The sequence below is a fragment of the Photobacterium indicum genome, assembly GCF_003026215.1.
GTDB classification, from domain to species: Bacteria; Pseudomonadota; Gammaproteobacteria; order Enterobacterales; family Vibrionaceae; genus Photobacterium; species Photobacterium indicum.
In genome coordinates this window covers 821,926-835,549 of the sequence record NZ_PYOC01000001.1, presented here as the reverse complement: position 1 = coordinate 835,549, position 13,624 = coordinate 821,926, and the positions used below count along the sequence as shown (strand labels likewise).

General features: G+C 40.9%; 12 protein-coding genes. 8 read left to right on the top strand and 4 right to left on the bottom strand.

Annotated elements, in window-relative coordinates; all coding sequences use genetic code 11:
- Positions 1–549: 549 nt before the first annotated feature.
- The 5 genes from C9J47_RS03565 to C9J47_RS03545 all read left to right on the top strand — a co-directional run bounded on the left by C9J47_RS03565 (position 550) and on the right by C9J47_RS03545 (position 3,406).
- Positions 550–1,485, top strand: a complete 936-nt coding sequence (locus C9J47_RS03565) for a S1 family peptidase (RefSeq protein WP_107252282.1) — start codon at positions 550–552, stop codon at positions 1,483–1,485.
- 104 nt (positions 1,486–1,589) lie between these two features.
- Complete coding sequence (locus tag C9J47_RS03560; RefSeq protein WP_107252281.1) at positions 1,590–2,060, top strand: Sbal_3080 family lipoprotein; 471 nt, start codon at positions 1,590–1,592, stop codon at positions 2,058–2,060.
- Between the two features lie 106 nt (positions 2,061–2,166).
- A complete protein-coding gene (locus C9J47_RS03555) occupies positions 2,167–2,532 on the top strand; it encodes an MmcQ/YjbR family DNA-binding protein (RefSeq protein WP_107252280.1) in 366 nt (121 codons plus the stop codon).
- A 183-nt stretch (positions 2,533–2,715) separates the two neighbouring features.
- Positions 2,716–2,934: a DUF3955 domain-containing protein gene (locus C9J47_RS03550; RefSeq protein ID WP_107252279.1), complete on the top strand. Its 219-nt coding sequence runs from the start codon at positions 2,716–2,718 to the stop codon at positions 2,932–2,934.
- 76 nt (positions 2,935–3,010) lie between these two features.
- Positions 3,011–3,406: a DUF2391 family protein gene (locus C9J47_RS03545; protein ID WP_107252278.1), complete on the top strand. Its 396-nt coding sequence runs from the start codon at positions 3,011–3,013 to the stop codon at positions 3,404–3,406.
- A 133-nt stretch (positions 3,407–3,539) separates the two neighbouring features.
- On the opposite strand, the gene C9J47_RS03540 is transcribed toward C9J47_RS03545, so the two are convergent.
- On the bottom strand, positions 3,540–4,283 hold the full coding sequence (locus C9J47_RS03540; protein WP_107252277.1) for a class I SAM-dependent DNA methyltransferase: 744 nt from the start codon (positions 4,281–4,283) through the stop codon (positions 3,540–3,542).
- 186 nt (positions 4,284–4,469) lie between these two features.
- Positions 4,470–8,624 carry a DUF3859 domain-containing protein gene (locus tag C9J47_RS03535; RefSeq protein ID WP_107252276.1) on the bottom strand — a complete coding sequence of 1,385 codons (4,155 nt, stop codon included), beginning with the start codon at positions 8,622–8,624 and terminating at the stop codon, positions 4,470–4,472.
- Positions 8,625–8,969: 345 nt separating this feature from the next.
- On the opposite strand from C9J47_RS03535, the gene C9J47_RS03530 reads away from it, so the two are divergent.
- From C9J47_RS03530 to C9J47_RS03520, 3 genes are all read left to right on the top strand, one after another.
- Entirely contained in the window at positions 8,970–9,512 is a 543-nt protein-coding gene (locus tag C9J47_RS03530; RefSeq protein ID WP_107252275.1) for a sugar O-acetyltransferase, read from the top strand.
- Between the two features lie 191 nt (positions 9,513–9,703).
- Positions 9,704–10,456, top strand: a complete 753-nt coding sequence (locus tag C9J47_RS03525) for a hypothetical protein (protein ID WP_107252274.1) — start codon at positions 9,704–9,706, stop codon at positions 10,454–10,456.
- A gap of 184 nt (positions 10,457–10,640) precedes the next feature.
- Positions 10,641–11,084: a PACE efflux transporter gene (locus tag C9J47_RS03520; protein WP_107252273.1), complete on the top strand. Its 444-nt coding sequence runs from the start codon at positions 10,641–10,643 to the stop codon at positions 11,082–11,084.
- Between the two features lie 97 nt (positions 11,085–11,181).
- Here C9J47_RS03520 and C9J47_RS03515 read toward each other — a convergent pair whose 3' ends face one another.
- Both C9J47_RS03515 and iolE read right to left on the bottom strand, forming a co-directional pair.
- Complete coding sequence (locus C9J47_RS03515) at positions 11,182–12,690, bottom strand: CoA-acylating methylmalonate-semialdehyde dehydrogenase (RefSeq protein WP_107252272.1); 1,509 nt, start codon at positions 12,688–12,690, stop codon at positions 11,182–11,184.
- Between the two features lie 11 nt (positions 12,691–12,701).
- Positions 12,702–13,595, bottom strand: a complete 894-nt coding sequence (iolE, locus tag C9J47_RS03510; RefSeq protein ID WP_107252271.1) for a myo-inosose-2 dehydratase — start codon at positions 13,593–13,595, stop codon at positions 12,702–12,704.
- Between the last annotated feature and the right edge of the window lie 29 nt (positions 13,596–13,624).

Genomic DNA, 13,624 nt, shown 5'->3' with positions numbered 1-13,624 from the left:
AAATAATCAGAGCTAGCCAGTAATCAACTTAAAATTACGAGAAAATCTCTTCAACATCGAAGAGGTGGATCTCTCCTGCACCATAGTTTTAGATTCATTATGACGAAACCAGAACAAGTGCACACACTAACAGCCAGCAGTATACGCAAGCATTCACAAACATTATATAAATCGTATGGTTTAATTAATAACGACATGCTTTAAATCAATAGATTACTCAATAGTTAAATACATCATTTAAAATATAGGTTATCGCAAGCATCAATGAATCAACTCTTGTATACAGTGAGTGTACTCAGTCGCTAACCTTCAATTATAAGTCCTTTGAATTAATAACATGATCAGCATCATGTGCTGTGATAAAGCAGGTAAAGTTTCACACACACCCTGTATCATTTTATAGGCATAAAGCGCTAAGATAACCTATCCCGTATGATATCTGGCTATAAACATCATTTTTATAATTTGAACTTAGCCATTTAACATGACGAATATGCTAGAACCGTTAAGACACCCTTCGTAGGGGTTAATTTATTTGGAAATAATAAGATGAAAGTGAATTTCACTAAAATTGGCATTTTTGTGTCAATCGTAATGGTTTCAGGCTGTCAAACAACAGGAAATAGTGCTGATAAGCTTTATAATCAATATCGAGGTAAAACCAATAATAAAGCATTTTCTATTGGTACTAATGGTGTTGCTGGCGCTGCTTGGGGCGCTGCTAGTAAATCAGAGGCGATGAAGTTAGCACAGAAAACCTGTGTAGATTCTGGCGGTTTTAATTGTAGTGTTACGGAAATAAATGGTCGGGCCATATCAAATCAATCAAATAATTCGACTGTTAATAATTATAATATTACTTCACAAGGTGTGAGTTATAAACCAAATCTTCTTGTACAGTCGTCAGGTTTCTTTGTAAACAGTGAGTATATATTAACCACTAGTAAGGTGGTTGATGCTTGTTCTAAAATTAACTATGAACGCTCTGGTCGTTTATTTGAAACAACTGTCGTTCGTGTCGATAGAGCAAATAATATTGCAGTTCTTAAAGCTCTTACTCCCAATAAATCTTATGCACATATAAGCTCGCAGAAACAAACAACTCAAGGTGAACGAACTTATACCTATGGATACGACCAATCAGATATGGTAAATGCAAAAACACCAACGTATCAGGGTAAAATTACAGATGGCATCATCAGCTCTGCATCTGGTCAGTACAATGATGTTAGATTTATGAGAACGACAAATGAAGTAAATGAAGGTAATGTTGGTGGTCCTGTAATTGCTGAAAATGGCGACGTGATTGGTATTGTCTCTAACGTTAATAAAGACTCGATTAAATCTTCAATGTTTACTATTTTCTTAAATGAGCTAAATATTGACTATAAAGTAACTAAAAAATCCAAGCCCATTTCACCAGCTAAAATTGCTGAAGCTAGCAAAAAATTCTCGGTCCCATTGGTTTGCTTGAACGAAGCGTAAATTACCTCTAACTACCTAAACGTCATAAGAAGTGCATAAATACGATTTTGTGCACTTCTTACGCTATATAGATCAAATTGAAAATAACTAGCATTGGAAATTTAATGAAAAATTTTATACTTGCATCCATTTCTATCGCTGTTTTATCTGGTTGTGGATCACCTCGTTATACTGCGACGCCAATTGAAACAAATATAAATAACGTTGAGATCGTAATTGTTGACGACAAGGAAACTCGTGACGGTTTCCAAGAAACAATGGAAACATGGCTACAGTCAAACAACTATCAATATACGGTTTCACCTGATGGTTCCAAACATGATTTAAATAAATTAACTCTTGAATATGAGGGACATTGGGGATGGGATCTTGCGCTCTATTTAAAAAATGCTGAGATTAATGCATTTCAACATGGTCAGAGAGTTGGAAAGGTTCAATTTAAAGTTCCATACACAGCAAACCCTAATAAATTTGGTGATGGTGCAACACGTATTCATTACATGATGGATACCCTTTTTGGCCAAATAACCGCTGACGAAGCGACAAAAAAAGTAAACTCGTCTAATCATCAATAAAGACCGTATGCCATCGACAGGCTCTGCTCAAAGTGATGCATTACATTTGGCGGGTATAGTGTAAAATTCGGTATGCTAGCCGTTAGAAGGTAAGAGGAACATTTGCATGACTTATGATGAATATAACGCGTTCTGTCGCTCGTTACCGGCAACGACATACGTGGTTCAGTGGAACAACTCTCATGTATGGAAAGTGGGCGGAAAAGTGTTCGCTATTGGTGGTTTAGGGACAATTGACGATCCCGCTTTCACCTTTAAAACATCAGATCTTAACTTCGTTTTTTTAAGTGAACATGCTGGCTATAGACCCGCCCCCTACTTCGCAACTCGAGGGATGAAGTGGATACAACAATACGAGAGTTCAAAAGAGACAGATGAAGCATTGATGTATTACCTTAAGGAGTCTCACCGAATTGTGTCGTTAGGGCTGACAAAAACAAAGCTAAGAGAGCTTGGTTTAAACCCCAAATAGCGGTTATGGACACCACCGAATAATAAACAATGAAAGGTGATGCATTACACTCAGCGGTTTTAGCGTAGATTAAAGTGCAACACTAGCTCGCGAGTAACACGGAGAAAGCTTTGGTATGAACTTCTTCACTATTCTGACTGTCAGAAACAGGAAATAATCCGATTTAATGATTGAGAGCAATTAATGAAAGTACTAAAAAGATTTTGGTTATCCGCTCTATTTCTGGCTTTGAGCATGGCATGTTTACTCAGTTTTAATCTAATTGGCTCGTATGTCGGTAAAGATGGGCTACTTGTTGAGCCTTTCGGGTTTATTCCATTATTCTGGCTGTTTATATTACTCGCTCTGGTTTCTTTCTTAGTGTCTTTGTTCAGAAATAGGCAAAACAGAACTAACCGTTAATGTACGTTATGCCAAAACAAATAGCATTTGGGTTTAATCGTTTAACACCGCGCCACCAATATGAAGAGGGAACTTCATGAAATTTAGCTTCAATATGGAAGATGCTAGCCAGGTGTTTGTTGGCGCTTTTGCGCTTGCAGTTCCTATCTCTTTTTCAGAAGAAGCTTGGCGGCTAGGCGACACATTACCCTACTCTAATTTGCTGATGCTTTTTACATTGTCAGTGCTTTTTCTTGGAATATTTACCTATCAAAGTGTATTTCAGAAAAACATTAAGAGTCGTCTTTTTGTGTTCATTTTCCGTATTGTTATTGCTTACATTATGACGGCATTCGTCGTTTGCTTAGTGCTTTTGTGTTTAGATAAATTTCCATTACTTACCGATCCGGTAACGGCTATTAAACGAATGATTGTAATCACGATGCCAGCTTCTATGGGGGCAATCGTGGTAGATAGCTTTGATAAAGAATGAAACAGAACCGTTTAACAAATGTTCGTTGTTTTGGTCGGTATTCAGCAAGGGAAAATGTACGGCAGGTGTTTGGGTGCAGTTCGATGGTTGTATCATTCAAATTATATGGTGATTAAATGATACAACCCAGAATTTAGATTTTCACACAAACAAAAATGGCGTTTCCAGAATTCTGATCCCAAGGGATGATCTTCTCATAGTCATGCTCAAAAACATGGACTTCAAAGTAAGGTTTCAAGATTTCTTTCAATTCATTAAAGCTGAAGGCAACCATAGGGTGTTCATCGTTCCAGATTTGGGTTTCTTCTGCGGTTGTTCTTTCAATGCTGAGTTTTAGCGCCTGTTTTTCGCCTTCACCACTGTAATGCCAGCCAGACTGGAAAGAAAATACGTTACCCTCTTGTTTTGCTGTATGTTTTACAAATAAAGCGTTGTTGATTTTGTTTTTATCGACCACGTTAAAGCAGAAAATACCATCACTTTTTAACGCACTATGTACGCTTTTGAGGCAGTCTTTCAATTTTTCGATGCCATCGCTGTAATGGATGGAGTACAAGAAACAAGTGATTAAATCTAATGGCTCTGCCATTTTGAATTCACTCATGTTTTGCAAAGAGAACTGTGCTTCTGGGCAGCGAATAGTTGCTATATCTAGCATCGGTTGATTAATATCGAGCCCGCTACTTTGATAGCCAAAATCAATAAAATGACGTACGTGCGGGCCTGTTCCGCAAGCTAGATCAAGATGCGTATTTCCGTCGTTACCGAAAATCTGGTGTAGCCTGCGAATACAGTGGCTTTGAGCATGGTAATCGATATCGACACACATTAAATCGTAATAACCAGAAAGGTCGGTATATAGGGCGTTGGCGGACATATTAGCCTAATCGTTTCAGCAGAAATATTTTCGGTGGCGCATAATAAACGAATCTGTAAAATTTGCGAGGTATATATAACAAGCAAAAAAACTTTTTAGGCACAATAAATAGAAAGGGACCACAATTGTGATCTCTTTTACCTTCTGATCTACTCAAATCACTCATAGACTCTGTGCAAGCAGTGCTTAAAGTGTCTTAGATACACCTTTATCTTCAATAGTATTGCGTGCAACTTTAGCCATCATGCGTAGTAGCAGACGGCGTAATAATCCGACTTTTTGCGAGGCTACTAAGATACGGCAAAGTTCACCCTCATTGCTGTAACCAAATAATAGGCGAAAGCCTAATCGCTGTAAGTGTATGGCTAATACACTATCCGCTTGAGCTTGGTCTGGCTGGAATAATTTGATTGGCGACTTAGCCCCCAATTCACTTTGCCACAGGCTTAGGTTTGCTAATGCACTACTGATAGCACTTGATGAACCGAGTAATAGCTGTTTACCCTTAACGCGCTTTTCAATGAACGGTCTTAACTGGTTTGGCGCAACGTACCAATGTTTAGGTGTTTTTTCGCTCAGCCGTAGCTCGCAGAATGCCAATTGATTGTTTTCGCTGTAGCTATAAATATTGACCAAATTGTTCGATAGTCGATGGCCTAGGTTTAGCGTTCCGCAAGGGTCTTTAACATCAATAATGTTTAATGCATTATCGTGAATGTTAATGCTACCCATATGTTGCTGAGTGAGCGAATCATTTTGGTAACGCTCAACCAAATCATCGGTCAGAATAGGCCGCTTCTCAACCACGTGGAAGGTCTTACTTTCAATGATATTGCTTTCACCGTCGACGATATCAATGCGGTAGATACCTGGTACACACAAGCTCTTGTGCGAAAACGTCCAACCTACATAGCTTCTACAATCAAGGCTTAGCTCAATATCCCACTCTGATAGATAACCGTCATGAGAATGAATGTATGGATGATGAATACGAACTTTTAGATCCATAGTCTCTGGGAATTCGTCCTCTGAACGGTCATCGCTGAAGTAACCGATTCTCATCCCAAACGTACGACCCACTTCCGCTTCAACCAATAACGTTTCTTTGCGATGTTCAAGCGAGTGAATAGGTACGAAACCCTCTTCAGTTTGCTCTTGTTCGGCTGCTTCTATCTGCTCTGGCGTACCACCTTCAGCAAAAATACCAAACTCAACAACCTCGATTGAATCCGAGTCTTTTTTGCTGTAACGCCCTGTATTAATCTCTACGATAAGGTCGCGAATACGGCGAGAACTATGGTTGGTGAAAGTCGCAATGAGTGGCTCATAATTGCCTAATTTCGCTAGTTCAACCAGTAAGGTATGGAGGTCTTCAGTGCTTAATTCTTTAGTAAGAGGTGCAAGCTCAAGTTGGTCTGGAAATATGTCTAAGCAGTCTGTCCAATCTTCTTCAACGATAAACTCAAACAGTTTAATCTTGCTCATTCCTAGGGCATAAGCGCGTTCACAGAGCCAACGTTGCTGTGTGGTGTCACGATCATCATGAAGATCCGAAATATCCATCTCAGAGTGATGAATGTAGATTTGTAACAGGTTGTCTTTTAGAACATCAGATGCGAACCAGAATAGGAAGCCGACTTCTGCTTCACCCCATGGTGTGCAGAAATCTTCGATGTATCGGCTTTCCATGATTTTGACTAATTGGTCAACTTGCTCTTTGGTGGCCGTTGTTTTGAGCAGCACATACTGACGAGCAACCTCAATATCGTGCTTCTCTTCATCACTCAACTCACGATCATCATGAATGGTATCTTCGATACGCTGCCTCACGCGAAGAGGAATAATGTTGATCAGTGTGTTTTCAAAGTATTCTGGCACAAGTTCTGGGTTGAACTTATGCAGCTGCGCCATGAAGATCTGGGTGTAACGTTGCAAGATCACTTTCAATGCTTGATGCAATACACGCTGTTTTTCTGGCAAGGCCATTTCGTCTTGGTACTGCTTAAACAAGAGGGCAAATACCACTTGATAGTCAGCACCGCTTGGAACTTCGCTAATTAGGTTTTCAACCACATAGGCAGTAGCACCAACATCGGTAATGCCAGCCATCTGATTGACTAGCATTTGGTTTTGTTGGTGAAGTTTGTCTGCGTCTACATTGCCAAAGCGAGAGATGTTGTAGAAGTAAGCCAGCATTCGACATGTTTTGGTCGGTGCAAGACGTAGCCAAAGCTCGACAAATCGTTCAGCAAATTTCTGGATTGGCGACTCAGCATGTTTTGATAATACCTGTGCCGCGAGTAGCAGCTTTTGCGCTTTGTTATCGTAATCGCGTAAGTAGCAGTAGCGTGGTTGAACGCGAAATAGCTCTGTGTCTTTATCACTACGTCGATGATGCTTCTCAAATTTCACCAGTGCAGCTTCAGTATCGTCATGTTCACCGTTGAAGTATTGCTCGACCACCAGCCAATCTTGTTTGATTTGATTAAGAACTGTTGCCTCTGGTTCTTCGTATTGCCACTCTGGTACTTTTGACGCGCAGACAAATTCACTGGTTTGGGCGATTGCGTCATAAATCGCGGCTACTAGGTGTTCATTTAGAACGCTCAATACGTATTGATTGAGTGTGTCTTTAGTGCCGTTTAGCTGGTCAAAGTGCGCAATGGAGGCACACAGGCCGAGAATGGTTTCTCGCGGTTGCTCTTGCGGGAATTCTGGGTGCTCTTGAGGGAAGTCGCCATTTTCAATGATTGTTTTTACTTCATCACGATGTTCAAGTGATATTTGGTATAACGTTGTCGCTTCGTTTTGCTCGACATTGCTGCTGTAACCCGAGAATGATTCTACGCAGTGGAAGAACAGCGCTTTCCAGTCGCCGTTATAGCGCGTCATGAACTCTTTATCGCTAAAGAATTCGTATTCGTTAACCATTTTGTCTATGAAGTTTGGATCAAAACCTTGTTTGTCGTTCCAGCAGTAGATGACATCCAACATGCGGAACAGCTTGAAGCGCTCTTCCGCTTCGTTTGGCTCTTCATCATCGTCGCCATTAAATGTCCAGTCAGCGATTAAGTCATAAATAATACGTTCAAGTTCACTGTGGAAGGATTCATAGTGACCAACGAAATAGTCGATTTTTTCCGCCAGTTTGTAATTGCCTGCTTTCATCAGAGCGGAAGTATCACATGGCTCAATTTGGTCGAGAATATCTGGGTTCTCACCGGTGATGACGTAATCCCAAACTTGTCGGCCGTTGTCGAACTCTTCACATACAAATGCTTTCCACTGTTCAATGCCAGTGCCATAGATGTAATAAATATCGCTGTATTCGTCCTCTTCTTCCTCTTTATTTTCAACAATCTGACGACCTAAATAGCCTTCAATTTCGATTTTCAGGTCAGCGGCTGCGTCATCGGCTAGGCCATCAATGAAAATCGCTTTGCTCATGGCCTCACCCTTGTCATCTAAGTCGTAGCATTCTGTACCGCTATCGGTTTCGACAAGAGATAGAACGATGCTGCGTATAGGATCTTCGTTATAGTGACGCGAATCATCGGTATATTGCAGATAATCTACCGCAGCAAAGCGCTCCTTGAGCATTTGCTTGAATGTGGAAAATTCTTCTGGTTGGTTACGGAAAATCTCAAGTAAAGACTGTGATTGGTTCTGCCCCATCGCACCGTTTTGTTCACCGTATGAGGTGGCTGCTAACGTGAACATCTTGGCGCGCGCCATATGGTTGTCGCAGTAGCAGAATGCTTTAAGCATGTCGTGGCTGTAGCCGTGATGGCTGACTACGATAGCAAGAACCTCTTCACCGAATGGTGCATGTTCCGTATCCCAGTAAGGCACAATGTAGCTAGCTAAAAGATACGTGTATTGAGGGTATTTTAACGCCAACATAAACATTAGATTTAAGCCCAATACTTCGGTATCAGAAATCCACATCTCTGATGAATTATTGACGCGGCGAGAAACGGTATTCAGCGTGATTGCTGTCTGTTCGAGTTCAGCTTCTAACTCTGGGTGCAATAAAGCACGCATGAAGAATGCAGTTTCAGGATCCACGCAGCGATCATTGAGCTTTTGTTCAGAAGAGAGCTTTTCAACATCTCTACCACAGAAGGTAAAAATGGTTTTAGCGACAGAGTCTTCAAGCAAGTCAGTAATGCTGTCATCACTATTCTCTTCTAGGGCGAAAGTGACGTGGCAATGAAAGTCACAGAACGCATCTTCTTGCTGAATAAGCTTCCGATAATACTGCAAACCTTGGCGTAGTGATTCAACATTTTTAGGATTGTAAGAGATAGTTAGAGCTGAGGGATTTTCTAATACAGACATAATTTAGACACAGTAATATAAACTTCGGCTAGAATAGAGCCACATTGTTCCTATGTCATTGTAAATATGTGTTAAATTTTAAAAATGTGATCGCAAGCTTAGGGTGAGAACGTGAACGTTTTTACGTCAAAATTACAATGACATCGACACAGTAACACGATGCGAATAACCGTTGGCATTGTGTATTTGAGATCTTGATATGACGCAGAGTTTGCTGAACGTTGGTTTAAATCAATCGACGTTAGCACCTGTTATGTGCATCAGGTAACAAATTAAGCAGACAAATGTGCGCATCGATAAATAGAACGTAGAATATGTTTTTTCGTTATTAAAGTTATTATGTATATGTCTGAATTAGAAAAAATGCTTAATGGTAGTGTCTATAATTGCCAGTGTAAGGCGTTAGAAAAGTTACGGGAAGAAGCTTCTATCTTGCTTCGCCATTTCAATAACGAGCCGAATTCAGATCTTAGGCATGAAATATTAGTTAACCTTGGTATTAAGGTTCCTCTTGATAGCTGCATTATTCCCCCTCTCGAGATGAGTTATGGCAATCATTTATCTATTGGTAATCAAAGCTATATAAACAGCGGTGCGCTTATATTGGACAATGGCCTTGTGAACATTGGCTCTCACGTAATGATAGGGCCTAGAGTACAAATATATACGGCTTCTCATGCTCTTGATGCCGATAGACGTATTGCGGGTGATGAAGTAGCAAAACCAGTGACAATTAATGATAAAGCTTGGATTGGCGGTGGCGCGATAATATTACCCGGTGTAACCATTGGTGAAGGTGCTGTTATTGGTGCTGGCTCTGTCGTGACAAAAGAGGTTGCAAGCTATGACCGTGTTGCAGGAAACCCAGCTCGCTCCATCATCAAATAAAAGGTTGGTGTTCCAACCTCATCAAGACAACCCTCAATCAAAATAAATTTTCATTCAGCATCTATACAGGTGTAAGTGAATATGAAGCTACGTAAGAAGAGCAACAAAGTGTAACGCCATGACGCACACGCTACTTATAACCATTTATATGTTGCTAGTATGAATAAACAGTCACCGTAAATGGAATGAAAATGCAATTATCAAAAAAACTCATTAAAAATATTATTGGTTTAAGCTTTATCAGTAGTTTAGCTATTTCTGCCCCATCAATTGCTAATACTCTGACAGATGCTGAATTACAAAGTGCAATTGAAGCCAAGCTAACAGTACAGCTTGAAAGCGCTGATGTAGCAGCATACACCGCAGAATTTCTAATGAATGAAATTCTTACCTGGAAAGGTGAAGAATTACCACTGAATGAAGCTGATAGTATTTTGGCTTACGCATTTGGTAATCGTGTTATGTCGAACGGCAACCAAATACCGGGGCCGATGAATGAAGCATTAGCTGATACGGTTGTAGAAATTTATAAGCAAACAGGTAAGCCTGTTTATGCACAATGGGAAATAGCACAGTCTATTGGTGAGCGTATTCCTGCAAAGCACCTGTTCTCAATCGACCCAAAGATTGCGCCTGATGGTACGCTAACGTACCTAAGCACGAACGGCGTAGCTGAAGAAGCTGTGAAGCAATCTGGTGGAGATCTGGGGAAAACCGTTGTTGTCGGTTTCTACGAGCATAGCCTTCGTACAATCAATACATCTAAAAGTTTTGGTATCGACGCTTACGCGCCGGAAGGCATTCAGCTACCTCATGATTATGATGAACAATCTGGTCAAGGATGGACTCGCGATGCAAAAACATTCGTTATGCATGAAGTGAGAAATCGTGGGACTAATGAACGCGATCGCCTAATCAAGATTGCAACCTCTGAAGAAAAATAAAGGCATAACACTGATTAGCCTTTGCTGCCTTTAGTTCAAGGCTACATCAGAGGTTACTATCCAAGAATCTGCAACGCACAACATCAGGCCATCACACATCGTGATGGCTGCTAACTTTCCCTCTTCATTTTTAACCGTAATAATCCCGCTCCCATACAAAGCACAATGTAGAACAAGGTTTATTATGTCGACGTTTGAACGCATATTCCATGCGGTTTTATTTGAAGTATTAGCGGTAAGTTTATCCATTCTTGGCTTAATTATTTTTACCGAGCACAACCCTCAAACCCTTTCAGGAACTATGATAGTTGTTGCAAGTATTGCCATGGTATGGAATTTCATTTTTAACTATATCTTTGACCGTTTTTTCCCTGGTAATCGTGAAGAACGCACCATGAAGCTTAGGGTATTCTTCGTGATTTTATTTGAAGCGGGTTTACTCTTTTTTACCATACCGGTAATGGCATATATCTTAAATGTTTCTCTTATCGACGCATTCTGGCTAGACATTGGCGTGACCATTTTCATTACTATTTACGCGTTAGTCTTTAATTATGCCTACGATAATATTCGCGCATTTATCATTAAAAAGCGTCGTACCGAATTACATGTCGGTATTGAATACTAAATAAGAAACCCCTCATCAACGAACAGTCAGTCTTTGATGAGGGGCTATCGTTTAACGGTTCTTCTAACCACTTTGCAAGATTACATTTTTTGTAACATTACATCGTCGGCATCGTGAACGCACTTGCGTGTTGCTCTAAACGAACACTAGCAGGCCAACGGCTAGTCACTGTTTTCATTCGAGTGTAGAAACGTACACCATCATTACCATGCACATTTAATGGGCCAAACACAGAACGCTTCCAGCCCCCAAAGCTATGGAACGCCATTGGAACAGGGATGGGGACATTAATGCCAACCATTCCCGCTAATACATCTTCACTAAACTGACGTGCTGTTTCGCCATCACGCGTAAAGATAGCCGTACCGTTACCGTATTCATGACGATTGATAAGATCAAGACCAGTTTTATAATCGGGTACACGTACTATCGCCAGTACTGGGCCAAAGATCTCTTCTTTATAAATTGTCATTTCTGGTAATACGTTATCGAACAACGTAGGACCAACAAAATACCCTTCTTCATGACCTTCAACGACTAAATCACGGCCATCAATTAACAAAGAAGCGCCCTGTTCAACCCCTGTTGTTATGTAGTCACAAATTTTCGCTTTATGTACCGCAGAAATAACCGGACCCATGTCATTTTCTGTACCATCAACAATACCTGGGCCTATGTGCATTTTTGCAATTTGATCGCTTAAGTTAGTAATTAATTTATCACCTGTTTCATCACCAACCACAACGGCAACAGATAGTGCCATGCATCGCTCGCCAGCGGCACCGAATGCGGCACCCATAATGGCATTTGCTGCCATATCTAAATCAGCATCTGGCATCAAGATGCAATGGTTTTTCGCGCCGCCCAAAGCCTGACAACGCTTGCCATGTGCCGATGCGGTTGAATAAATGTATTCTGCAATCGGTGTCGAACCAACAAAACTGACCGCTTGCACGCGTGGTTCGGTTAGTAGCACATCAACGGCCTCTTTATCACCGTTGACTACGTTGAAAACACCATCAGGTAAACCGGCTTCTTTCAACAACTTCGCCAGTTCTAACGCTAGAGAAGGATCTTTCTCTGATGGTTTTAATATGAAGGTATTGCCCGTTGCCAGTGAAATTGGAAACATCCACATTGGCACCATGGCAGGGAAGTTAAACGGAGTAACACCCACGCACACACCCAATGGCTGCATTAAAGAGTGGCTATCAACACCTGTACCTACATTGGCAGAATGCTCACCTTTTTGTAGGTGAGGAATGCCACAAGCAAATTCGACAACTTCTAGCCCGCGCGTTACTTCACCAACGGCATCTGAATAGACTTTGCCATGTTCGTTAGAAATAATACGCGCTAGCTTATCCATATTCTGTTCAAGCAAGGATTTAAATTTGAACATCACACGGGCACGTTTTAGGGGTGATGTTTTTGCCCATGCGGGAAAAGCAGCATCTGCCACGGCAACAACTTGCTCGACTTCTGCGGCTGAACTTAGCACTACCTGACGCGTTTGTTCACCAGTTGCTGGATTATAAATAGGGGCAAAACGCTCGCTACGACTTTCAGTAATTTGTCCGTTAATAAAATTTTGAACCGTTTCCATGTAAATTGCTCCTAATTAAATAAGCCAGCATCTTTCGCTAATTGAGATAAATTGTCGTAACCCAAGGTGGCATATGTAAGCGGGTTGGCAACGGCAGGATCTTGCTCTGCTTCCACCACTAACCAACCTTGATATTCATTATTCTTTAACAAGGTAAACAGTGTTGAGTAATCAATACAACCATCACCCGGTACGGTAAATACACCGTTTAATACCGCATCTAGAAAGCTTGTTTTTCGATTTTTAACATCGGCTAATACATCACGGCGAATATCTTTACAATGAACATGATTAATACGATGCGCCCAACGTTCAGCAACAACAATTGGATCGGCACCTGCAAAAGTTAAGTGCCCAGTATCTAATAACAAGCCAACATCTGGCCCAGTGTGCTTCATTAAGTTATCAATATCGGCTTCAGTTTCGATTACCGTGCCCATATGGTGGTGATAAGCAATTTGTACCCCTTGGCTTTGGGTATAACGCGCAAATTTTGTTAGCTTCTCGCCATATTCACGCCATTGTTCAGCCGGAAATTTAGGACGAAGGTAAACAGACTTATCTTGATCGCCATGAATACAGCTGGTAACTTCAGCGAAAACCATTACTTTTGCACCTAACTCTCTTAATAAAGTTAAATGTGGTTGTACGGCTTCGATTTCTTCTTCTACAGAACGCGTTAATAATTCACCTGAATACCAGCCAGATACCAATTTAACGTTATGCTTGGCTAAAATCGGCCCTAATACACTGGCATCACGCGGGAACTTATTGCCGAGTTCAAAACCCGTAAATCCTGCTTGTCGCCCTTCTGTTAAACAGGTTTCAAGTGATGTTTCTGCACCAAGTGAAGGAAGGTCGTCGTTGGTCCATGTGAGTGGATTAATTCCTAATTGTACTGTCATTGTTATACTCCATTAATATTTGGACTGCA

Excerpts from the sequence above, each read along its gene's own strand:
- C9J47_RS03525 (WP_107252274.1), top strand. The coding sequence starts at position 9,704 with ATGCAATTATCAAAAAAACTCATTAAAAATATTATTGGTTTAAGCTTT.
- C9J47_RS03555 (WP_107252280.1), top strand. The coding sequence starts at position 2,167 with ATGACTTATGATGAATATAACGCGTTCTGTCGCTCGTTACCGGCAACG.
- C9J47_RS03515 (WP_107252272.1), bottom strand. The coding sequence starts at position 12,690 with ATGGAAACGGTTCAAAATTTTATTAACGGACAAATTACTGAAAGTCGT.
- C9J47_RS03550 (WP_107252279.1), top strand. The coding sequence starts at position 2,716 with ATGAAAGTACTAAAAAGATTTTGGTTATCCGCTCTATTTCTGGCTTTG.
- C9J47_RS03540 (WP_107252277.1), bottom strand. The coding sequence starts at position 4,283 with ATGTCCGCCAACGCCCTATATACCGACCTTTCTGGTTATTACGATTTA.
- iolE (WP_107252271.1), bottom strand. The coding sequence starts at position 13,595 with ATGACAGTACAATTAGGAATTAATCCACTCACATGGACCAACGACGAC.
- C9J47_RS03520 (WP_107252273.1), top strand. The coding sequence starts at position 10,641 with ATGTCGACGTTTGAACGCATATTCCATGCGGTTTTATTTGAAGTATTA.
- C9J47_RS03545 (WP_107252278.1), top strand. The coding sequence starts at position 3,011 with ATGAAATTTAGCTTCAATATGGAAGATGCTAGCCAGGTGTTTGTTGGC.
- C9J47_RS03560 (WP_107252281.1), top strand. The coding sequence starts at position 1,590 with ATGAAAAATTTTATACTTGCATCCATTTCTATCGCTGTTTTATCTGGT.
- C9J47_RS03535 (WP_107252276.1), bottom strand. The coding sequence starts at position 8,624 with ATGTCTGTATTAGAAAATCCCTCAGCTCTAACTATCTCTTACAATCCT.
- C9J47_RS03565 (WP_107252282.1), top strand. The coding sequence starts at position 550 with ATGAAAGTGAATTTCACTAAAATTGGCATTTTTGTGTCAATCGTAATG.
- C9J47_RS03530 (WP_107252275.1), top strand. The coding sequence starts at position 8,970 with ATGTCTGAATTAGAAAAAATGCTTAATGGTAGTGTCTATAATTGCCAG.